Below are 22,043 nucleotides of genomic sequence, written 5' to 3'. Positions count from 1 at the left end.
ACTCTTCGCAATATTAATTGTTGTAAAATAATTAATTATATCAATATGATAAATCAGTTGATGTGAATTTTTTCCACGTCATTAATTTGCTGGATTTATAAACAAATAAACAGGCTTATCCTGAAAGCATAACTTTTCATCTGGTACGTCCAGTTGCCTAATCCTCTGACAATACTGGTGTTATCGAAAAGTTGCTGCTAACCTGCCGCGCAATTAATGACGGCAGAATATTATTTACTTACGTCACAATACCGTATCGACAAGTCAGTATTATTTCTAATCTAGAAAAATAAACTTTATTCATAAATAAGCTATGACACCTAAATTTGAGGTGACGACTTCTTTTGGCCTAAATTTAGCCAAAATTATCTTGTTATCAAGTTATTGCTGGAGGGAAATTTAAAAGATGAATGTATTAACCTCACATTATATATAAAAAATTTAAATCAATATGGCCGATTTCTAACCGGCAACCATACTTAATCGCAGGTAGTTGTTATCAAGAAGTTAACTGCCTGATAAAGATTTATTTCAACAACTCAAGGTATCAGCCCCAAAGCAACAGGCTGATCGAAATAACCAATACGACTTTTTAAGGAGAGTGCCAATGAAAAAGGCATTTTTATTTACACCTGCACTGTTAGCGCTTTCAATTAATGCGATTTCTAATGCGAATGCTTATACCTATAATACGATTTATGTTTCTGGTGATAGCCTGAGTGATAAAGGGAATGTGGGATGTTTCACCACGGATTGTACGAAAAATAAGTTCTATTTTGAGTATTTTCCTAAATCCATTATAGGTACCAGCCCGACCCCATCCAACAAGGGTGGAACCAATTATGCTGAAGCTGGTGCGACTGCGTTAAAGGAATACAGTGAAAAAGGATATAATACACAACAGCAGGTAAGCGACTATCTGAACGCCCATAATCACCGTGCAGATCCTAACGGTATTTTTATTCACTGGATTGGTGGCAATGATCTTGCCGCAGCATTGTTCGTTGGCCAAAAAACCCGTGAACAAGTTAGTAAAATAGCGGGCGAAGAAGCGGGTAAGAAAGCAGGTGAGAAAGCGGCCCAACATATTGCCATCACTAGCGCGACCGCAGCTTCTAGCCAAATTAACGCTCTAATCCAGGCTGGCGCAGGACTTGTTATTGTACCCACTGTTCCTGATGTAGGCACCACACCTAGGTTATTAGAAACCGTGCTTAATGGCGCATTGGAAACAGCAGGTGTCTCTAAATCAGATGCTCAAGATATCCTGCGAAAAATCCATACCGAGATTAACCAAGCCACTATCCCCAATGGTACTTACCGTGATCAGGGTATTAAAAAGGTTTTTCATCAGCTAGCAGAACAAGCGAAAGAACGTGGTGTCAAAATCCCACCAGAGCAAATTGAAAAAATGCTCAATGATAAATACGCTGAAGCCAGCACAGGCGCTTCAAATCTCACCGCTCTCTATAACGATTTGGTTGACAAACAAATCAGCCAAGGAAACGGCAATATCTTACGTGCCGATATCAATGGCCTACTGAATGAAGTCATCGCTAACCCGCTGATTTATGGTATTCAGAATACATTAGGCTATGCCTGCGGACAAAATGTGACCGCAGATAAATGTTCCAAAGATGATGCAAGCTTCACGAAAGACAAAGAATTTTTATTCTCTGATACTTTCCACCCAACGCCATTAGGGCACAAGATAATGGGCCAATACATAACCTCTATCTTTATTGCCCCCACGCAGGTCATGGCGCTGGCTCAAGCCAACCGTGCTCCGGTTAAAAGTGCCCTCTCTTCCCTTGACGGCCACCTGCAACAACTGCGCAATGGCGGCAATGAGCAGGGTAAAACCGGTGTCTTTGGTGGCTATAGCGGCAGCCAGAACAAAACCTTTACGCTCGGTGGCGATTATCAGCTCCTCGATAACCTGCTGTTGGGTGCCATGTACTCAAACTATACAGACGAACGGACTCCGGCGGCTAACTTCACCTATGAAGGGCATGGTCATGTCCTGACCGCTTATAGCTTGTGGAACTACTACAACAACGGCTGGCTGAGCGGCGATGTCCACTATTCACGCACCAATTATGATACCCTGACCCGTAGCATCCAGCTTGGAGAAGCGACGCGCAGGGAAACCGGTGCGACCACGGGGAAACAGTGGGGAGCACGGATTACAGCCGGTTGGGATATTCCTGTGACTCGCTACCTGACCACCAGCCCAATCGTTCAGTATGCCTGGGATAAAGGGGAAGTCGATGGCTACCGTGAATCCGGCAACAGCAGCTCTTCCATGCATTTTACTGATCAGGACTACACCTCTAAAGTCGGCACACTGGGTTGGCGAGTCGATACTAAACTGGGTCGTTTTAACCCTTATGCCTCTGTTCAGTTCAATCACCAATTTGGTGATACAAGTTCTAAGCTGAGTGGTGCCATTAACTCTTCCAAAGATACTTTTGAGATGGAAAGTGGCAAACAGAGCACCAATTGGCGCCAATATACTCTCGGCATGAACGCAAATTTCACCAATAACGTGCGCGGTTTTGCGGCCGTCACCCGTAATGACGGCAATACGCAAGATCCTACCTACAATTTCAGTTTGGGCATCAACGCCAGTTTCTAATTCAGTACTCAGGGACGCAAGGCAGTCAATAGGGCTGCCTTGCATTTTTGTTTACCTACCGTTTAGTTCTGTTACGTAAACGTTAACCATTCGTTTAATTTTCGTATATGCAGATAGAAGTAATATCGGACTGAAACAATCAGAAAATCAGCCATCAACCGATGAGAAATGAGTTAATGCTCTTTTAAATCAAAGTGTTGGGCTGGCATTAACCTAATGCGCTGTCTTTTCAGGAGAACGATATGAAAAAAGCCCTCTTTTTGGTATCAGCCACCACTGCATTATTCGTTAACCTCATGACAAATTCATATGCCTATGACAATGTGTATGTTTTTGGGGATAGTTTGAGTGATGGTGGGAATCTGTTCGGAAAATTCACAACAGATGGAAAAGATTCTGAACTCTACGATGAATATATCACTCGCAACCTCACTGGCAAACAACTAAAACCCTCCAAGGATGATGGAACCAATTATGCGTATGCAGGAGCGACTGCTGATAGGACTGGTGATCCATTGTTTGACAATGTTACCACGCAAAAACAGCTTGATCGTTATTTGCAAGCACACTCTGGACGGGCTGATCCTAATGGTGTGTATATACATTGGGTAGGAGGCAACGATATAAAGGATGCGCTGGAAAAGTTAGCGAAAGGTGATAAAAACGCGGCACAACAGCTTATTAAGAATAATTCCGCATCCGCAGCATCACAGATCAATCAACTCATTAAGGCGGGTGCGGGTTTGGTTATTGCACCGAATGTCCCGGATATTGGTACAACGCCCAAAATTATGGAAGAGGTACTTAAAGGTGCTTTAGGAAAAAACCAGATACCCAAAGAAGATATCGAAAAAATTCTGCAACAAGTTCATGAAGCCATCAACAAATACCCGACACCCAACAAGGAAATCAGAGATAAAGTGCTTCAGGGGGTTTTTGAAAAGATTGCTGAAGGAGCTTCCCCTGAAGATCCAGATAAAGCTAAAGAAATTTATCGCCAATTGCTTGATGCTTATAATAATGCCAGCAAAACAGCGTCCCAATTTTCCGACCAATATAACCAGCAAGTGGAAAACCTGCTTGGTAACGGTAATATCCTGCGTGCCGATGTCAATAAGCTCTTACACGAAGTCATCGCGAACCCGACTATTTATGGTATTTCTAATACTCTGGGTTATGCTTGCAAACAAGATCAGATGGCTGCGTTATGTTCTTCTTCCGAACCTGGCTTTGATAAAAGCCAACCCTATTTGTTTTCCGATAGTTTCCACCCGACACCTGACGCACACAAAGTCATCGGCCAGTATATTATGTCGATCTACACCGCGCCTTTACAGGTGCGGGTATTGAACTCTGTCAACCGCATCCCCGTCACAACGACCCTTAGCTTACTTGACAGTCACCTGCAACAGCTTCGCAATAATGGTAATGCCCAAGGTAAGGTTGGCGTATTCGGCGGTTATACAGGCAATAACAATAGTACCCTGACATTGGGTGGTGATTATCAATTAGCGGATAATTGGCTATTGGGCGCCACCCTTTCACGTTACAAAACAGAACAAGATGTCACATCTCATTTCAATTATGCCGCGACGGGTCATATTATAACCGCTTACACACTCTGGAACTACTATGACAATGGATGGTTGAGCGGCGATGTGCATTATTCACGCACCCATTACGATAACCTGTCACGTTCCATCCAGCTTGGAGCAGCGACGCGCAGGGAATCAGGTTCAACGATGGGCAGGCAATGGGGCTGGCGTATTACGGCTGGCTGGGATATCCCCATCACGCGTTACCTGACTACCAGCCCAATCATCCAATATGCCTGGGATAACGGAAGTATTGATGGTTATCGTGAAACGGGTAACAACAGCACCACGATGCATTTTGGCGATCAAAACTACCATTCCAGAGTGGGTTCGGTGGGTTGGAGAGTCGATACAAAATTGGGATATCTCAATCCTTATGCCTCTATCCTGTTCAATCACCAATTCGATGATGAACGTTATACTCTTCGCAGCGCGATCAATTCTACCAAAACAAGTTTCGTACTACCGGGCGAAAAACAGGATAGAAATCGCATTCAATACACCGTCGGCGTCAATGCTAACCTGACCGATAATTTCCACGCATTTGCCGCTGTATCACATGAAAAAAATGATAATGGGCCGAATCATAACTACAATTTCAACCTCGGTTTTAATGTCAGCTTTTAATACACAGAATATTTAACCAGCAAAGATAAGGCGGTCACCATTGCCGCCTTATCTAATTTACCGAATGCTAACATTTAAAATTATCACGGATGTCGATGTTTTTTACGACGATAACGTTCATCGTAATTCTTCAACCACCAATACTTATCGGTCACCTGTTCCCGACCGCCAATACTGGCCCCGACCAGCCAAATAAATGCGCCAATAAACAACCCCATTAATGAAAGGTCGGTTAAAAATTCAGAGAGATCAAAATTGAAGATATGGCTCAGCAATACATAAGCCAGACTCACCAGCATTGCCGCCATTCCTGCACCCATGAGGATATTGCCAAAAACAAACGCCTTTTCACGTCTCATAACCAACCTCCAATACTTTTTGTGAACGCTAATTTGCACATACAACGAACGCAAAAGCACGAAAGTAGACATCTTCTTTATAATTGAATTATAGCCTTATCATATAAAAGGTTATTGCGGCAGCGATCACAAGCTGTACAAATTTAAGCCTAATTTTTTACATTCCGGCAAAATAATATTTGTTAAGAAAGGACATAATGAGTTTTGTACTCAAGCTTTGAGATAGGTAAACTAATCTCCTTTTTGTTCTATTGCCAATAAGCGAACCTAAACTGTGAGTAACATAAAATTAATCGTTGGCCTGGCAAACCCTGGGGCTGAATATGCACAGACCAGACATAATGCCGGAGCATGGTTTGTCGATTTATTAGCACAACGCTATCACCAGTCCCTGAAAGAAGAGAGTAAATTTTTTGGGCTTACCGCCCGCATTAACATTAACGGGCAGGATATTCGTTTGCTGGTGCCAACCACTTTCATGAACCTCAGCGGTAAATCTGTCCTTGCCCTTGCTGGGTTTTATCGCATTCAACCGGATGAAATCTTGGTTGTACATGATGAGCTGGATCTACCACCGGGTGTGGCAAAAATGAAACTGGGTGGCAGCAATGGGGGTCATAATGGCCTGAAAGATATTCAGAATAAACTGGGTAATAACCCTAACTTTCATCGTCTGCGGATCGGCATTGGTCATCCGGGCGATAAAAATAAAGTCGTGGGTTTCGTCCTTGGCAAGCCCTTGGCTTGCGAACAAAAACTGATTGATGATGCTATTGATGAAGCATTGCGCTGTACCGACATCCTGATTAAAGACGGCATGAGTAAAGCAATTAACCGCCTGCATGCGTTTAAAGCCAGCGCCTGACAGGGAGTACATGGCGCTGTGGGCTATTGCATGTATAATAGCGCCAATTTTGTCTAACTCACCGACAAGCATATTGCTCGTTGGTTTATAAGTGATTTAAGGTGATAAAAATATGGGATTCAAATGCGGTATCGTTGGCCTGCCTAACGTTGGGAAATCTACATTATTCAATGCGCTGACCAAAGCAGGTATCGAAGCAGCAAACTTCCCGTTCTGCACTATCGAGCCAAACACAGGTGTTGTGCCGATGCCAGATCCCCGTCTCGACCAGTTGGCTGAGATTGTTAAACCACAACGTATTCTGCCAACCACGATGGAATTCGTGGACATTGCCGGTCTGGTAAAAGGCGCGTCAAAAGGTGAAGGCTTGGGTAACCAGTTCCTGACCAACATTCGTGAAACCGAAGCCATCGGCCATGTCGTGCGCTGCTTTGAAAACGACAACATTATCCACGTTTCTGGCCAAGTTGATCCTGCTGCTGATATTGACATTATCAACACTGAACTGGCGCTGTCGGATCTGGATACCTGCGAGCGCGCTATCCACCGGATACAGAAGAAAGCCAAAGGTGGCGATAAAGACGCGAAAGCAGAACTGGAAGTTCTGGAAAAATGCCTTCCCCACCTTGAACAAGCCGGCATGTTACGTGCGTTGGATCTGAATGCAGAAGAAAAGGCCGTCATTCGCTATCTGAGCTTCCTGACTCTGAAACCCACCATGTACATTGCCAACGTCAATGAAGACGGTTTCGAGAATAACCCACACCTTGATACCGTCCGCGCCATTGCAGAAAAAGAGGGTTCTGTCGTTGTTCCGGTTTGTGCGGCAATTGAAGCGGATATTGCCGAGCTGGAAGATGCCGACCGCGAAGAATTCATGGCGGAATTAGGTCTTGAAGAACCAGGCTTGAACCGTGTTATTCGTGCCGGCTATCAACTGCTGAACCTGCAAACTTACTTTACTGCGGGTGTGAAAGAAGTGCGTGCCTGGACGATCCCTGTCGGTGCAACCGCCCCACAAGCTGCGGGTAAAATCCACACCGATTTTGAAAAAGGCTTTATCCGTGCCCAAACTATTGCGTTTGAAGATTTCATCACTTACAAAGGTGAACAAGGGGCAAAAGAAGCCGGTAAAATGCGCGCAGAAGGGAAAGAGTATATCGTGAAAGATGGCGATGTGATGAATTTCTTGTTTAACGTCTAATCGTTTCTCTTGTCTCAACGTATTTCAACAAAATCCACGCAATAGCGTGGATTTTTCTTATCATCATAATTTTTAAAAGATAAGGAAATAAAAAGTGGATGAATCACATCACCAATCCGATAGAGAAATCGAAATCCAGTTACAACAATTGGCAGGCAAAGTAGCGACATTGGCTCGACCCAATACTCATGCGGTAAAAACAGCAATTCCCCAACTGACGCTTTGCCATCTGGAACAGCCCACAGCTCCCATTGGCTGGTTGTATGAACCGAGTATTATGGTTATTGCCCAAGGTGCAAAACGGGTGACAATCGGTGACCGCTCATATTGTTGCAATCCCCAACAACTCATTGTGACTTCAATAAATATCCCTACCATTACTCAGATTTGCACTGCCTCTAAGGAAAAACCTTTTTTTGCCCTGATGTTAAAACTGGATATGCAGGAAGCATCAAAATTAATGGTTGAAAATAAGGTCATAATAAAAAATCAAAATCAAACACAAGATACATGTGCACTGGCGACGACCTCTGCTACCGCTGATCTATTGAACTGCTTTAATCGTCTATTAGATACAGTAAACACACCGGCAGATATCCCCGTCCTCTCCTCCTTAATTCATCAAGAAATTATTTATCGTCTGCTAAAAAGCGAACTGGGGGAACGTTTGCAGCAAATGGCTTCCCAAGAAACGCCAAGTCATCAAATCAGTCACACCATTAAATGGCTAAAAGAACACTTTGCCGAACCCGTTAAAGTTGAACAACTGGCTCAAATCGCCAAAATGAGTCCCTCCTCTTTTTACCATCACTTCAAAGCCGTCACTTCTATGAGCCCACTGCAATACCAGAAATGGTTACGCTTACACGAAGCAAGGCGAATATTACTGACCCAACATCACAACATGACAACAACCGCATTTCAGGTGGGTTATGAAAGCACGTCCCAATTCAACCGTGAGTATAGTCGCCTTTTTGGTGAACCTCCCTGCCGGGATATGAAACGGTTTCGAATAAACCAAACCAAAAAAATAGAGATGACTGGAGGATCAGGCAACGATTGACCATAAACAGGCACACATTCCATCAAAATCAATCCTAAGATAATCTTCGATTTATCAATAGAATAAAACAGAAGATTATTATGGGTCATATTTTAGTTATCAATTCAGCAAAAGATTTTGGCGAATCCAAAGGAGAGCTAAATAACACCTTAACCGAAATTATTAAAGATCACCTGACAGAAATAGGCCATGATATTCAGGTTACCCATGTCGATAAAGGCTATAACATTGCCGCAGAGGTGGATAAATTTCTTTGGGCGGATAGCATTATTTATCAAATGCCGGGTTGGTGGATGGAAGCCCCGTGGATTTTAAAGCAATATGTCGATGAAGTTTTTAGTGCTGGCCGCAGTACCCTGTTTAAAGATGATGGACGAACCCGTCATGATCCTGCCAAAAAATATGGCTCAGGTGGCCTAATACAAGACAAAACTTATATGTTTTCGGTAACCTGGAATGCACCTCTGGAATCATTTGAAGATCCCAATCAATTTTTTGAAGGAAAAGGCATTGACAGTGTTTACTACCCTTTCCATAAAGCAAACCAATTTTTAGGGATGTCTCCACTCCCAACATTTGCTTGCTATGATGTGATAAAAAACCCACAAGTTTCTCAATACATTAAACAATTAAAAAAACATTTATCCGAATTTTTCTAAGCATTGATTTGTTTTGTATATTTAATCAATTCCGATCATCATCCAGAAGATAAAGATCGTATATATCCACTTGTATATCAGGTGGATTTTTTATCTCCCCCAAAATCAATACAATATAAAATCCTTAACCAAAATATAAAAAATAACATCATTAATTATCACCAAAAAAACAAACACTTTATTAACATTAACAATAAATCAAATTACAAAAAAATATTACTTACATATAGTTGTGTATCTTTCTCCAATAAGAAAATGAAAAACAAGCGCTATTATTTTGTAAATAAAATATAAATGTAATGAGAAAATCAATAGCCAAGAACCCAGAACACTTGTAAAAATGAGTATGTTGACACAAGCACTCACGTTGATGTTAACACCATTCGACGTCGTTACGTCGTTAATATGTAGGTTTTATTAATATTAATCCCTAACTTTATGAGGTACAAACCATGAACAGAAAATTAGCTGCTTGTATGCTTTCATTAATTCTGGGAACAATTATTACCGCTAACGCAAATGCGTTTGTTGCTGGACTTTTTGGGGGTGATGTGGGTAAAGATCTCGTCGCGTTATGTAATCTAATCCCTGATGGTAGTACCGCCTTAAAAATAGCTAAAACTGCTTGCTTATAGCTCAGTGTTAATGTTGTGCAGATCAAAAACAAAGACATTCTGTAACTAGTTGATGTTAACACTATATAATATATTATTGATATTTATATTTTGTTGATATTAGTCTCTCACTCTACGGGGTAAAAATCATGAACAAAAAATTAGCCGCTTGTATGTTTTCATTAATCTTAGGCGCAGTTGTTACAACTAACGCAAGTGCCTACACTGCTGGATTTTTTCCAGGAAAATACGGAGAAGCTCTCAAAGGATTATGTAATCTAATACCTGACGGTGGCCTTGTATTAAAGCTAACTAAAGACCTTTGCTTATAATTCAGCGTTAATATTTTACAGATAAAAACAAGGATATTCTGTGAATAAAAGAATATCCTTACCATTATTTAATTCAATTAAAACCTAGGACTACTTTTATAGCAAGAAGTTAAAATTGAATCTGAAAAAATAATGGCAGATAGAAATGTTAAGCTTATAATAGTTGGGAGCTTTTTAAGGTGATTTATTGAATATATCTGTAATAAAAAGCCCCCACTATTATCTATCCTTATTAATGGGTTATCATACCCAATTTCATTGAAAAACTCTATGAGGTACAGACCATGAACAGAAAATTATCCGCTTGTATGCTTTCATTAATCTTGGGAGCAATTGTCACAGCTAATGCAAATGCATACACTGCTGGGTTTATTCCAAAACCTTATGATGCGATTGCCGCAGGAGTATGTTCTCTAATACCTGATGGTGGACCTGCCAGTGGTCTTTTATTAAAGTTAGCTAAAGATTTTTGCTTATAATTCAGCGTTATTTAATTCAATTAAAACTTAAGGTCGATTTTATAGCAGGAAGTTAAAATTGAATCTGGAAAAAACAACGGTGAATAAAAGTGTTAAGGTTATAATAATTGGGAGTTTTTAATCTAACTTATTGAAATAAATATGTAATAAAAAGCTCCCACTATCATTTATCTTCATCAATGGATTACCATACCCAATTACACTAAAAACCCTCAAGGAATTCAACTAAGACTGGATTAAATAATTCAGGCGCTTCCCAGAACGGTGCATGACCAACATTCGCCAAATTAAACACTTTTTCTTGCCAAAGGTTTCGGTAATTTAGCCCATCGATATAAGAAAAATTAATATACGGATCATCTGCCCCGTTAACAATCGCTAACGGTATTTCACTGGTTTCAGCCAATAATTTTTGATCGGTTGCCTGAGGAGAAAGAAACGCCTCAAACATATATTGCCGTGCCAATCCATCGGTCCTTACCACCGCTTCAACAATAAAAGGTTCTTGAAATCCATTCATCCCGTAAGTATCAGAGACAAAATGCTTAATATCTTCCTCAGTAAATTCCGCTTTGCCGGCAAGCCCCAAGCCAGGGCGAAAACCAAGAGCCACGTTATTCGCGCCCGCTGCTACCGGCGGAGTACCACAAATCATCAAGCCAATCATTTTAGGGAATAGGGCCAACATTTCCAACCCAATATGCCCCCCCAACGACCAGCCCAAAACCACGACTCTGTTAATGCCTATTTTTTCCAGTACCTCAATAACCGTGTGGGCATAAGCAGGCATTGAATAAGCTTGACGTGGTTCAGTCGCATTTGATGACAAACCGTGTCCAGGTAAATCTAACGCCACAACCCGATACTTTCCTTTTAACTGATTAATTTGATGACGAAAGACTTCTTTACAACTGGAATTGCCATGAATTAACAACACAGGCAATCCATTACCGCCACTATCGATTACCGAAATACCGGCATAACGGATTTTAATATTATAGTTACGTATGGTAGCCATTATTCTATCTCCTCAAAAATCAATAACAGATTAGTTTAAGGAAGCTATTGAATTAGCTTACAAAGCATTAATATTAAACCATCATAAAACAACAGAGATTTTTATTGTTTTGGCTTTCTCTAAAGTGAATATGATATTTGTTCATAAAACCTGATTTTTTTATCCCCTGCAAGATTATACAGGGCATTTCTTTCACTTAAAATCTATCAGTGACTTCATATTTTTCGTTTATTTTTTACGGTATACAAAACACCTATCACAAATTTTCAACATGAAACTCTGAACCAGACAGGTAATGTTGTATACAAGCTAATGCAAATAGTTAACCTCTATTTATGACACAACATCATCGGGTAATCACATTATGACAATAAAAAATATGGCTTCCTCAAAAGTAAAGCTCCTATTAACGGCTATGATCGCCATTGCCCTGGTTATCATGGCCATGACAGGAAAAATAGAAAATACTAATAGACGTTTTCTCTCCGTAGCAACGGCGTCCACAGGTGGAACTTATTACCCAATGGGCGTGGGATTAGCCAATATCTGGAGTCACCATTTGAAACAGGAGGATATTCAGGTTACAGGGCAATCCTCAGCCGGTTCGATTGAAAATATTGATCTACTCCAGAAGAATGAAGCTCAACTCGCTATTTTACAGAGTTTGATCGCCGTCGAAGCCTATCAAGGAGTGCGAAATTTCAAAAACCACCCTTATCAGGATCTACGTTCTATCTCTGTTCTTTGGCCGAATGTAGAACACTTTGTGTTATTAGACGATAAAATCAAGGATGGAACACTAAACGATATTACCGGAACACGTTTTTCTGTCGGGCCACAAGCCAGTGGGACTGAACAATCTACCTTGATTATTCTGCAAGGTGTTAACCTCAGCAAACAAAATATCCGTCCAGAATATCTTGGTTATGGTGATACGGTTTCAGCCATGCGGGATGGTCGTCTTGATGGTGGCGCCTTACCTGCCGGTGTACCGGCATCGGCCGTCACAGATATGTATGCCAGTGGCGTTCCTGCCCGTATTCTAAACGTCACCGATGAACAACTGGAAAAGATTAACGCTATCGCCAATTCATGGTTTCGCTTCGTCATTCAACCAAAGACTTATCCACGCCAAACACAACCCATCCAAACGATTGCACAACCCAATATTCTGATGACAACCCGCAAAATAGATGAAAAAACCATCTATGAATTAACTAAAGTGATGTTTGAAAATCAGAAGGAAGTCCATCAAATCCACAGCTCCGCGAAATATATTCTGCCCGAAAACGCATTGAAAGGGGTTTCCGTTCCATTACATCTTGGTGCCTATCAATATTATCGTGAGATTGGCCTGAATATTCCGGACTATCTTGTCCCTCCAGAACTGAAATCTGCGGACAAACAACCATGATTTTTGACCTGACACCCTAAATTTCAACCTGATTTTCCATGTTATTGGCCATAATATTATGGAGTCACCATGAATACTGATAATAAAACGCCATCCACGATTGAACCAAATAACATTGAGCTGGATAAAGAAGCCGGATCAGGCAACCGCCATTTAACCGGCCTCTATTTGAAGCTTACAACGATACTTGCCATCGCCATTTCCCTTTATGCTATCTATGCCAATGCGTTATCCAATACGCAGGAATTTTACCGCAATGCGATATTTCTCGCGGGTATTTTGAGCTTAGGTTTTATTCTGTTCCCCATTTCTCAACGTTATTCAACCGCCAAATTCAATTATTGGGATTACTTTTTTATTTTGCTCACCTTGGTCAGTTATGGATATTTTTATTTTACTTACACTGACTTGCATGTTGTCCGCAACAGCATTCCCAATACCACTGATTATGTGATGTCTGTGATGGGTATCGCGGTATTATTTGAGGCAGCAAGGCGCACGACCGGCTATTTCATACCGGGTTTATCCCTGTTTGCCATTATCTATGCCCTGTTCGGAGAGTATTTTATGGGTATTTTCGGGCATGCCGGATTTTCACTTGAGCGCCTATTATTTCGCTTATTTATGACCAGCGAAGGTATTTTTGGTATTACCCTCTCCACAGCATCAACGGCAATCATGGTTTTTATCCTGTTTGGCGCTTTCTTAAGTGTCAGCGGTGCGACAGCATTGTTCAATGACCTTGCGATGGCAATAGCCGGACGCCGCCGCGGTGGGCCTGCTCAGGTTGCGGTCATTTCCTCCGCCCTGACCGGATCACTGAGTGGCAGCGCGGTCGCCAATGTTGCTACAACCGGCACCTTCACCATTCCGCTGATGAAAAATATCGGCCTGTCTCCCCGTTTTGCCGGCGCTGTTGAAGCAGCGGCATCAACAGGCGGCATGATCATGCCACCGATTATGGGCGCCGCTGCCTTTATTATGGCGGGTTTTTTGGGCATTTCTTATACCACCATTGTGATTGCAGCCATCATTCCGGCACTGCTCTATTACGCCGCCCTGATTATTGCTATTGATCTGGAAGCCAAAAAACAAGGATTGCAAGGTGTCAGCAAAGAAAATATTCCCCAAGTCAAAACGGTTCTAAAATCCCGTGGCCTGTTGTTACTGCCGCTATTTATCGTGATCGGGACGTTATTAGCCGGGAAAACACCTATTTATGCCGGTTTTCTCGGTATTATCGCGATTATCCTCGCAAGTTGGATCACACCAGATACTTCCGTGCGCATGACGCCCAAGAAAATTGCCGCTGCCCTCAATGAAGCTGCCCGTGGTGCGATTCAGGTCACCGTTGCCTGTGCCGCCATTGGCGTGATTATCTGTGTTGTCACCATGACAGGCATTGGCTCGACACTCGCTTTCAATATTGTCTCCCTGACCGACAACACACTGTGGATGATCCTGCTGGTTGTTATGGTTGTTTGTATTGTCCTCAGCATGGGGCTGCCTTCAACGGCCTTGTATATCGTTGTTGCCGTGACAGTGTCACCGATATTAATCAAAGCGGGAGTTTTACCCTTAGCCGCCCACTTCTTTGTTTTCTGGTTTGGCGCACTTTCTAATATTACACCGCCTGTCGCACTTGCCAGTTATACGGCTGCCAGCATTGCCCGTGCTGATCCCATACAGACTTCGTGGAATGCCGTCTATCTGGCGCTGCCAGGGTTTATCATTCCCTTTATTTTGGTGTATAACCCGGCATTATTGATGCAGGGTGATGACTTAAACGCCTTATCTATTGGATATATGATCCTGACTGCCCTGATTGGCATCTATTCGCTTTCCATTGCCAGCGCTAATTTTTGGATGTACAAAACCCATTGGTTAGAGCGAATTCTCTTCGCTATTGCCGCAATTCTGTTAATCAAACCAGGAATGATCACAGATCTGGCCGGGGTGATATTGATTGTCGCCGCAGGTGTTATGCACTTCTTTCGCAATAAATCGGTTACGCAATAAATCGGAACGTGTAAAAACAAAAATAATGAGGAACATCCTAAAAATGTATGACGTCATTATCATTGGTACAGGATTAATCGGGCTTGGCACCGCCAATGCCTTGCAAGAACAGCATCCGCACCTGCGCTTGCTATTGTTAGATAAAGAAAATGGCGTGGCGGCACACCAAAGCGGCCATAACAGCAACGTTGTGCACTCCGGCATTTATTACACTCCAGGTAGTTTAAAGGCACGGCTGGCGAAACAGGGAAACCGCTCAATATATGCGTTTTGTCAGCAGCACGGATTATATTACGACCGTTGCGGTAAGGTGATTATTGCAACGCAACTCAAGGAGTTGCCTTTGCTGGAAAATATCTATCAGCGAGGATTGAAGAACGGCCTTGACGTTAGCCTGCTTTCGCAAGCCCAATTGAAAGAGCGTGAACCTTATGTCAACGGCCTTGAGGCACTATTGGTGCCGGATGCCGGGATCGTGAATTACCCGGAAATTGCCGCCAAATTGGCTGAAATTATCCAGACCAGAGGTGGCGAACTTCATTATCAACAGCAAGTACAAGGTATTTGTGAGCATCATGATTATGTTGAGATACAAACTCAGCAAACCCATTATCAGGCAAAATGGTTAGTGAATTGTGCCGGATTGCACAGCGACAGAATTGCCAAACTGGCAGGCTATGAAACAGGGATGAAAATCGTCCCCTTCCGCGGTGAATATTATGTTTTAAATAACCGTAAAAATTATCTGGTCAATCACCTGATTTATCCCGTGCCCAATCCCGATTTCCCTTTTCTCGGCGTTCATTTTACGCGAATGCACAATGGTAAACGGGATGTTGGCCCCAATGCTGTACTGGCCTTTAAGCGTGAGGGATATCACAAGACAGACTTCAATCTACGGGATATGGCAGAGGTACTGGCTTACAAAGGATTCTGGAAAATCGCCACCCGTTATTTCTGTGAAGGCATGGCCGAAATGCGACGCTCCTTTTCTCGCTCGCTTTTTACTGAAAATGCCCGCCAGCTTATTCCTGATTTGCAGCCAGAAGATATTACACCAGGGCCAGCCGGTGTTCGCGCCCAAGCACTTACCACCGATGGCAAATTAGTGGATGATTTTCACTTCGTGAAAGGTCGCCGTTCACTGCATGTTTGCAATGCACCTTCACCGGCAGCCACGGCGTCAATGGAGATTGGCCGGGAAATAGTGAAACGATATTTTATTGAACTGTGAGGAGAAATATATTTTAAACTGACAGATACCGAAGAAAACGGTAGCTGTCAGTTACGCCAGTAATGTAATAACAAGAAAGCTAGAAATGGTACTGTAATCCAAGATCTATGCTGTAGTTTCGGTTTTCAATTCCGATAGAATCGTCGCCTAACTCATTGGTGTAGCCAGTATCATAATAGATGAGTTTTGTTTTGCCTTTACCTTCACGATATTTATTCCAGGTAAATGCCGTATAGATCTTTGTATTTTGATTTAAATAATAACCGGCATCAATACTGACACCATAATAACGAACCTTATCCGATTTCTGGGGCAGAGTTAAACGACGCATATAATGCTCATCATTGCTTCGGGCTTTTACCCACGGGCTATATTTCAGTAACAGGTTAAATTCAAAATCCTGATAACGATACTGCCCGGTTAACCCAATATAGGGCAAACTAAATTTTTGTTTATAGCCCACCCCTGCCATCCCAGAAGGAAATTCCCCGATATTAGCGCCATTATCATAGATATAATGTCCACTATAAGCCGTCCAGCTAAAACGTGTTTCCTGATAACCCAATACACCACCCAATTTGTAATTGGGTTGTTTGATTAGCCAACCGGCGGCATTTAAATCAAATTCATTGGCATCATTCAAGGAAGTATCTGGGCTGGTTGACCAATGAGTCCAATGGCTTTGATTTACATCCAACCAGTCATAATCATCCATTTTGCTATTGCGGGATGATAATTTAACCCAACCACCCCCATTCACGGTTAATCTGTCAAGAGGCTCCCAGGAAACTTTGCCTCTGGCAATCAGGGCATCACCTATTTTCCAATTCAATTGACTGCTTTTGTATTTCGGGTCTTCGGAATATCCATAAAGATGTTCATTAGATTCGCCTTTCAGCCAGCCAAGCCCAAGCATAAAAGAGACGCTATTATCTCCCCAATAATATTGTGATGACGCGGGTTGTGCCATAATTCCAAAAGATAAAGTGACTAATGGAATTACTATCAAGTTTTTAATCATACTTATCATTACCTTATCAGAACAAAAGCTGAGTATTTCTATTTCCTGTTATCTGACAGCCACTCACGGATAAAAGAGATAATTTCTTTAACTATCAACAAAGGAAATGATAATATTTGTGTCGTATTACTTTTATCGTTATATGTTCATAGATTAAGATTATACGCTTTTAGCTATTTTTCATTTTTTAGGCAGGATTTTTTGATTAAAACTTTTAACTATTGGATTTTAATCAATAAAATTCAACAGCCTGTTATAAAAACAGGCCGCTTATATATTGGTTTTCAACGATGATCCCGTTCACCCTATCGGGCGTAAATCGACCCATAACAACTGACTATCTGCAACCAGTGGCTTAATTATCCCTTCCCTAATATCCGGCAACCACCATGCACCTTGGCCAAAAGCAAGCTGGACACAATTTGCGCCTGCCATTTCCCAACGCCCTTTTAAAACATAGAGTACACCGCTGTGTGATGTTGGCAGTAAACGTTCCTCAGAAATGACTGAAACCTCAGAAGCCCAACATGAACGGCGAGTCATGATATTGAAACACTGAACGGGACCATCCAATAATTCCGCATGTCCCAGAATATCGCCTGAAAAATTAAATGGCGTCATCTTTTTCACCAGCTCGTGTTCCAGAAACCCCGGACTGGTCAAGCGGATACCCTTCCCTTTTAATAAAATGATTGTGCGTTCAATATCAGGAAATTGCCCCACTACTCCGCTTTGATGGAGGGTCGTAAAACAGGCTCGCCAGGCAAAATCATCAGACACAGGCCAGCAAACAATATCCCTTGTTTCGCCTTTCCCTTCAGACCATTGCAGCCTTGGTAATGTTGCATAATCGAAACATTTTATTTTCATGCCACTCCCTCACCACTTTTATATTCTGTTTACAAAGCCAAAAGATAATCAGCGTCAAAATGTTAATAGGCACATTGGCAAATAATTTCTCTTGCGACAATATCAAAGTCGTTGAAGTGTGATTGATTACCCGCATTCCTTTAAAAGCTGATGGCACAGCTTCCCCAATTCCTTCATTGCCAAAGCCTGCGTTTCATTCCAGGCAAACGAAGTATTCAGGCGAAAAGCATGATCAAACTGAGCGCTGGTGGAAAACATACTACCGGGCGCAATACTGATATGCTTTGCCAACGCCAGTTGATAGAGCCGGTTAGCATTAAAAGGCGATTCAAACTCCAGCCAAAGAAAATAACCACCCCGTGCGCTGTTAACTTTCACGGATTGGGGAAAGTATTCACTGATTGCCCATAGCATCCGGCTTTGCCGCTGTTCCAACTGCCGCCTTAATCGACGCAAGTGATTGTCATACCCGCCCTGCGCCAGATAATCGGCAATCGCCAACTGGGTTGGGGTACTGGCAGATACCGTACTCATCATCTGGAGTTGCTGAATTTTCTTTGCGTGTTTGCCTGCTGCAACCCAACCTACCCGATAACCGGGGGCAAGGCATTTTGAGAATGATGCACAGTGCATAAAATTATTTTCTGTATCCCAGGCTTTTATCGGTGCCGGAGGCTCCTGCTCGAAATACAATTCGCCATACACATCATCTTCAACCAAGGCAATCTGGCTGTGATTCAAAATCTCTACCAGTCGCTGTTTATTTTCGGGCGGCATGGTGCTGCACAACGGATTTTGAAAACGTGACATCAACCAACAGGCTTTTATGGGATATTTCTGTACAACCTGCTGCAACGTATCCAAATCAATACCCGTGAGCGGATCGGTTTTAATGGCAATGGCTTTCAAACGTAACCGTTCTATCGCCTGTAGCGCGCCATAAAAAGCGGGCGATTCAATCACCACCCAATCACCCGGCGAAGTGACGGATTGCAAACTGAAACTTAATGATTCCATTGCGCCGGCAGTAATGACAATTTCATCAGGGGAAACATGAATACCGTGGGCGGCATAGCGACGGGAGATATTGCGTCGTAACTTTTCATTGCCCGGCGGCAGATTTGCCAGCGAACTGTGTGGAACAAAACGGCGGGCAACGGAAGCCAGTATTTTTGACAATTTTGGCTCGGCCAATAAGGAGGGATCGGGAAATGCCGAACCAAAAGGAATGATTTGCGGATCTTTGCAGGCCTGCAAAACATCAAAAATAGACGCACTGATCTCCACGTTTTCAGTTAAATTGAGTTCTTTTCCTCCCTTTGCCGCCGCAAAAGGTTTTAATCGGGGGGCAACATAATATCCTGATTGTGGACGTGCCACTATCCATCCTTGACTTTCCAGCAACTGGTAAGCTTGTAGCACAGTCATCAAGCTCAAACCCGACGATTTCACCGATTCCCGCAGTGACGGTAATCTATCCCCCACTTGCCAAATATCGTCCTCTATTTGCTGGCGGATCATGCCAGCCAATTGTTCGTAACGCGTCATATGCTTGACCCTTGCTTAAACTGTTATAGGTATTTAGCAAAAAATTTTCAGTATTATACTCATCATACTTCAAGATGCACTTTTTCCTCTAAGCTCGCGTTTCAAGCTAATTTAAGCTAGCATCTGCGCCCTTTTTGAAATTTTCCACGCTTAAAAATGAGGAAACTTATGTTCATCGGTTTTGACTATGGCACATCAAATTGCGCGGTAGCAGAAATGATCGGCGATACACCGCAGCTTATTGCTATCGAAAATGATAACTTTTATATGCCTTCTGCTCTGGCTGCACCGAGCCGAGAATCCGTTTCCGAGCATTTATTTCGCCACTGGAATATCAGACCAAACAATCAGGCGGGTGAGCAACTGCTTCGTAGTGCGGTTGCTGCAAACCGTGAGGAAGGCATCGAACTTTTACCCGCAGATATCGTATTTGGGCAACAAGCATTAGCGCGATATTTGGAAGATCCGCAAGATATTTACTACGTTAAATCACCGAAATCTTTTTTGGGCGCAATGGGCTTAAGAGAGACTCAAATTAGTTTTTTTGAGGATCTGGTTTGCGCCATGATGGCTAATATCAAACAACAAGTCGAAGCCAATAAACAGCAAACTGTCGAAGATGTCGTCATTGGGCGCCCAATCAATTTTCATGGGCGTGGTGGCGATAAATCAAATCAACAAGCTGAAGGGATTTTACTTAATGCAGCAAAACGGGCAGGTTTTCGCCATATTGAATTCCAATTTGAACCCGTGGCAGCCGGTTTGGAATATGAAGCCACATTAACAGAAGATAAAACGGTATTGATCGTCGATATTGGCGGCGGAACAACCGATTGTTCCGTTATTCAAATGGGGCCAAGCTGGCGAGGTCAATTTGAACGCAATGACAGTTTACTGGCGCACACGGGGCAACGTATTGGCGGGAATGACTTAGATATTCATCTGACCTTCAAGCAACTGATGCACCCTTTTGGCTTGGGAAGCAAAGTTGCCTCAGGTATTGAGATGCCATTGACCCAGTTCTGGAACCCGATTGCCATTAACGATATACAGGCTCAGAAAGAGTTTTACTCCCGCCAGAATTTTGCCGCATTAAAATCCTTGCACAGAGATGCCCAAGAGCCAGAAAAATTAGCACGCTTATTGAAAGTATATCAAGACACACTGGGATACAGTCTTGTTCGCAGCGCGGAGGAAGCCAAAATTGCGCTTTCGGAGCAGTCTGAACATCGCGTTAAACTGAATCTATCTTCAGAAATTATTGAAGTAAATATCCAGCGTGACCAGATGATTGCCGCGATCGAATCCACCAAAGAGAAAATGGCGAAATTAGTCAGCGAAGCCGTGGTACAAAGTGGAACCCAACCCGATGTGATCTTTATGACCGGGGGTTCAGCCAGTTCACCTGTTCTACGCCACACGGTTGAACAGGAGTTACCGGGGATTCCGTTGGTTGGGGGTAATTACTTCGGCTCAGTCACAACAGGACTGGCACGCTGGGCAAAAATCTGTTTTGCTTAATTGTCATTGTTGTATTAGTGCGCGCTGACGTTTTGTGAAGGAAATTTGAGCGGCATGATGATTTGGTATAGGACGGCGGGCATGATCCCGCCTCCTATTTGATGAAAGCGATGAAAGGGCAGAGTCATTTAATGTTTTAACGCTTCAATTTTATCCCGGCTCAGTCCAGTACTGGTAACAATGATGTCCAAACTGACACCATGCCGTAATAATGCGCGCGCCGTTTCCAGTTTACCTTCCTCCCGGCCTTGCTCGATACCCTGCCTGATACTTGTTCAATACCTTGCCGATACCCTGCTCGCGCCCTTTTTGCTCAAGCTCTTCTGCAATGGTCATCAACATTGTTTCATGCTCCGGAGATTGTTCAATCAATTGATGGACAAATGAACGCCCGATTATACCCGCATCCGGTCAAGCAGTCAGTCCCGTATCAACCCTATTTTCTTCTGGTAAACCCATACCAATATATCGGCCAACGATTTTCTTTACCCATGTTATTAATAAAAGAGGCAATCACAACAAGCGCCACGCTACCCATCAACACAGGGGTAAAAAGAAAATCAAAACCAACCGCTTCTTGCCCGGCCAAAAATATAACCAACGGATTAGCCCCTGCGGGTGGATGGACAACTCTAAGCAGTTGCATCAACATAATGGCTATTCCCACCGATAGCGACATCACAATTAAAGCGTTTCCCAATGTATATAATGTGATAAGCCCGACAGCCGTGGCCAGTAAATGACCGCCAATCACATTTCTCGGTTGAGCAAGCGGAGAAGCCGGAACCGCGAAGAGGATAACGCAAGTTGCCCCAAACGGAGCCATTAGCCACGGATACTCTGTTGTCTGACTTAAATAACTCAGTACCAAAATACCCAGAAACCCTCCCAATAACCCTTTAATTAATTGAATAAAATCTGGTTTTGGTGGTAAAACACCGCCGCCGCTCAATTTACTCATAT

Annotated in this window: 19 protein-coding genes; 13 read left to right on the top strand and 6 right to left on the bottom strand. The window is 42.8% G+C overall.

Features of this window, described 5'->3' with window-relative positions:
* The first annotated feature begins 607 nt into the window (after window positions 1-607).
* On the top strand, window positions 608-2,638 hold the full coding sequence (locus XDD1_RS09235; RefSeq protein WP_045970571.1) for an autotransporter domain-containing esterase: 2,031 nt from the start codon (window positions 608-610) through the stop codon (window positions 2,636-2,638).
* A gap of 242 nt (window positions 2,639-2,880) precedes the next feature.
* On the top strand, window positions 2,881-4,860 hold the full coding sequence (locus XDD1_RS09230; protein ID WP_045970569.1) for an autotransporter domain-containing esterase: 1,980 nt from the start codon (window positions 2,881-2,883) through the stop codon (window positions 4,858-4,860).
* 83 nt (window positions 4,861-4,943) lie between these two features.
* Here the strand turns inward: XDD1_RS09230 and ychH are convergent, their stop codons facing one another.
* A complete protein-coding gene (gene ychH, locus XDD1_RS09225) occupies window positions 4,944-5,219 on the bottom strand; it encodes a stress-induced protein YchH (protein WP_045970567.1) in 276 nt (91 codons plus the stop codon).
* A 274-nt stretch (window positions 5,220-5,493) separates the two neighbouring features.
* Between ychH and pth the strand changes: the two genes are divergently transcribed.
* The 7 genes from pth (at window position 5,494) to XDD1_RS19420 (ending at window position 10,435) form a co-directional block, all read left to right on the top strand.
* On the top strand, window positions 5,494-6,084 hold the full coding sequence (pth, locus tag XDD1_RS09220) for an aminoacyl-tRNA hydrolase (protein WP_045970565.1): 591 nt from the start codon (window positions 5,494-5,496) through the stop codon (window positions 6,082-6,084).
* 112 nt (window positions 6,085-6,196) lie between these two features.
* Entirely contained in the window at window positions 6,197-7,288 is a 1,092-nt protein-coding gene (ychF, locus tag XDD1_RS09215; RefSeq protein ID WP_045970563.1) for a redox-regulated ATPase YchF, read from the top strand.
* A 94-nt stretch (window positions 7,289-7,382) separates the two neighbouring features.
* Window positions 7,383-8,351 carry an AraC family transcriptional regulator gene (locus XDD1_RS09210; protein WP_052705676.1) on the top strand — a complete coding sequence of 323 codons (969 nt, stop codon included), beginning with the start codon at window positions 7,383-7,385 and terminating at the stop codon, window positions 8,349-8,351.
* Between the two features lie 80 nt (window positions 8,352-8,431).
* Window positions 8,432-9,010, top strand: a complete 579-nt coding sequence (locus tag XDD1_RS09205; protein ID WP_045970561.1) for an NAD(P)H-dependent oxidoreductase — start codon at window positions 8,432-8,434, stop codon at window positions 9,008-9,010.
* A gap of 452 nt (window positions 9,011-9,462) precedes the next feature.
* Entirely contained in the window at window positions 9,463-9,645 is a 183-nt protein-coding gene (locus XDD1_RS09200) for a hypothetical protein (protein ID WP_045970559.1), read from the top strand.
* 128 nt (window positions 9,646-9,773) lie between these two features.
* On the top strand, window positions 9,774-9,956 hold the full coding sequence (locus XDD1_RS09195; protein ID WP_045970557.1) for a hypothetical protein: 183 nt from the start codon (window positions 9,774-9,776) through the stop codon (window positions 9,954-9,956).
* Window positions 9,957-10,240: 284 nt separating this feature from the next.
* Complete coding sequence (locus XDD1_RS19420; RefSeq protein ID WP_148885971.1) at window positions 10,241-10,435, top strand: hypothetical protein; 195 nt, start codon at window positions 10,241-10,243, stop codon at window positions 10,433-10,435.
* A gap of 202 nt (window positions 10,436-10,637) precedes the next feature.
* On the opposite strand, the gene XDD1_RS09190 is transcribed toward XDD1_RS19420, so the two are convergent.
* Window positions 10,638-11,453: an alpha/beta fold hydrolase gene (locus XDD1_RS09190; RefSeq protein WP_045970555.1), complete on the bottom strand. Its 816-nt coding sequence runs from the start codon at window positions 11,451-11,453 to the stop codon at window positions 10,638-10,640.
* A gap of 379 nt (window positions 11,454-11,832) precedes the next feature.
* Between XDD1_RS09190 and XDD1_RS09185 the strand changes: the two genes are divergently transcribed.
* From XDD1_RS09185 to lhgO, 3 genes are all read left to right on the top strand, one after another.
* On the top strand, window positions 11,833-12,867 hold the full coding sequence (locus tag XDD1_RS09185; RefSeq protein ID WP_045973429.1) for a TAXI family TRAP transporter solute-binding subunit: 1,035 nt from the start codon (window positions 11,833-11,835) through the stop codon (window positions 12,865-12,867).
* Window positions 12,868-12,936: 69 nt separating this feature from the next.
* Window positions 12,937-14,886, top strand: coding sequence for a TRAP transporter permease (locus XDD1_RS09180; protein ID WP_045970553.1), 1,950 nt, complete (start codon window positions 12,937-12,939; stop codon window positions 14,884-14,886).
* Window positions 14,887-14,929: 43 nt separating this feature from the next.
* A complete protein-coding gene (lhgO, locus tag XDD1_RS09175) occupies window positions 14,930-16,120 on the top strand; it encodes an L-2-hydroxyglutarate oxidase (protein WP_045970551.1) in 1,191 nt (396 codons plus the stop codon).
* Between the two features lie 79 nt (window positions 16,121-16,199).
* On the opposite strand, the gene XDD1_RS09170 is transcribed toward lhgO, so the two are convergent.
* The 3 genes from XDD1_RS09170 to XDD1_RS09160 form a co-directional block, all read right to left on the bottom strand.
* Entirely contained in the window at window positions 16,200-17,141 is a 942-nt protein-coding gene (locus XDD1_RS09170; RefSeq protein ID WP_045970549.1) for an omptin family outer membrane protease, read from the bottom strand.
* A 300-nt stretch (window positions 17,142-17,441) separates the two neighbouring features.
* Window positions 17,442-18,011 (bottom strand): HutD/Ves family protein, encoded by a 570-nt coding sequence (locus tag XDD1_RS09165; RefSeq protein WP_045970547.1) that lies wholly within the window; start codon window positions 18,009-18,011, stop codon window positions 17,442-17,444.
* A gap of 126 nt (window positions 18,012-18,137) precedes the next feature.
* Entirely contained in the window at window positions 18,138-19,559 is a 1,422-nt protein-coding gene (locus tag XDD1_RS09160; protein WP_045970545.1) for an aminotransferase-like domain-containing protein, read from the bottom strand.
* Window positions 19,560-19,727: 168 nt separating this feature from the next.
* Between XDD1_RS09160 and yegD the strand changes: the two genes are divergently transcribed.
* On the top strand, window positions 19,728-21,080 hold the full coding sequence (yegD, locus tag XDD1_RS09155; RefSeq protein ID WP_045970543.1) for a molecular chaperone: 1,353 nt from the start codon (window positions 19,728-19,730) through the stop codon (window positions 21,078-21,080).
* 436 nt (window positions 21,081-21,516) lie between these two features.
* Here yegD and XDD1_RS09150 read toward each other — a convergent pair whose 3' ends face one another.
* The gene (locus XDD1_RS09150; protein ID WP_045970541.1) at window positions 21,517-22,041 is read right to left on the bottom strand and encodes an HPP family protein; all 525 of its coding nucleotides are present in this window, start codon (window positions 22,039-22,041) and stop codon (window positions 21,517-21,519) included.
* Between the last annotated feature and the right edge of the window lie 2 nt (window positions 22,042-22,043).

The sequence above is a fragment of the Xenorhabdus doucetiae genome (assembly GCF_000968195.1).
GTDB lineage: Bacteria > Pseudomonadota > Gammaproteobacteria > Enterobacterales > Enterobacteriaceae > Xenorhabdus > Xenorhabdus doucetiae.
Note: the sequence above shows the minus strand (reverse complement) of the source record. Positions and strands in the feature narration are given on the sequence as shown.

Coding starts and splice junctions, on each gene's coding strand:
- XDD1_RS09235 (WP_045970571.1), top strand. CDS start 608: ATGAAAAAGGCATTTTTATTTACACCTGCACTGTTAGCGCTTTCAATT.
- XDD1_RS09230 (WP_045970569.1), top strand. CDS start 2,881: ATGAAAAAAGCCCTCTTTTTGGTATCAGCCACCACTGCATTATTCGTT.
- ychH (WP_045970567.1), bottom strand. CDS start 5,219: ATGAGACGTGAAAAGGCGTTTGTTTTTGGCAATATCCTCATGGGTGCA.
- ychF (WP_045970563.1), top strand. CDS start 6,197: ATGGGATTCAAATGCGGTATCGTTGGCCTGCCTAACGTTGGGAAATCT.
- XDD1_RS09205 (WP_045970561.1), top strand. CDS start 8,432: ATGGGTCATATTTTAGTTATCAATTCAGCAAAAGATTTTGGCGAATCC.
- XDD1_RS09200 (WP_045970559.1), top strand. CDS start 9,463: ATGAACAGAAAATTAGCTGCTTGTATGCTTTCATTAATTCTGGGAACA.
- XDD1_RS09195 (WP_045970557.1), top strand. CDS start 9,774: ATGAACAAAAAATTAGCCGCTTGTATGTTTTCATTAATCTTAGGCGCA.
- XDD1_RS19420 (WP_148885971.1), top strand. CDS start 10,241: ATGAACAGAAAATTATCCGCTTGTATGCTTTCATTAATCTTGGGAGCA.
- XDD1_RS09190 (WP_045970555.1), bottom strand. CDS start 11,453: ATGGCTACCATACGTAACTATAATATTAAAATCCGTTATGCCGGTATT.
- XDD1_RS09185 (WP_045973429.1), top strand. CDS start 11,833: ATGGCTTCCTCAAAAGTAAAGCTCCTATTAACGGCTATGATCGCCATT.
- XDD1_RS09180 (WP_045970553.1), top strand. CDS start 12,937: ATGAATACTGATAATAAAACGCCATCCACGATTGAACCAAATAACATT.
- lhgO (WP_045970551.1), top strand. CDS start 14,930: ATGTATGACGTCATTATCATTGGTACAGGATTAATCGGGCTTGGCACC.
- XDD1_RS09170 (WP_045970549.1), bottom strand. CDS start 17,141: ATGATTAAAAACTTGATAGTAATTCCATTAGTCACTTTATCTTTTGGA.
- XDD1_RS09165 (WP_045970547.1), bottom strand. CDS start 18,011: ATGAAAATAAAATGTTTCGATTATGCAACATTACCAAGGCTGCAATGG.
- XDD1_RS09160 (WP_045970545.1), bottom strand. CDS start 19,559: ATGACGCGTTACGAACAATTGGCTGGCATGATCCGCCAGCAAATAGAG.
- yegD (WP_045970543.1), top strand. CDS start 19,728: ATGTTCATCGGTTTTGACTATGGCACATCAAATTGCGCGGTAGCAGAA.
- XDD1_RS09150 (WP_045970541.1), bottom strand. CDS start 22,041: ATGAGTAAATTGAGCGGCGGCGGTGTTTTACCACCAAAACCAGATTTT.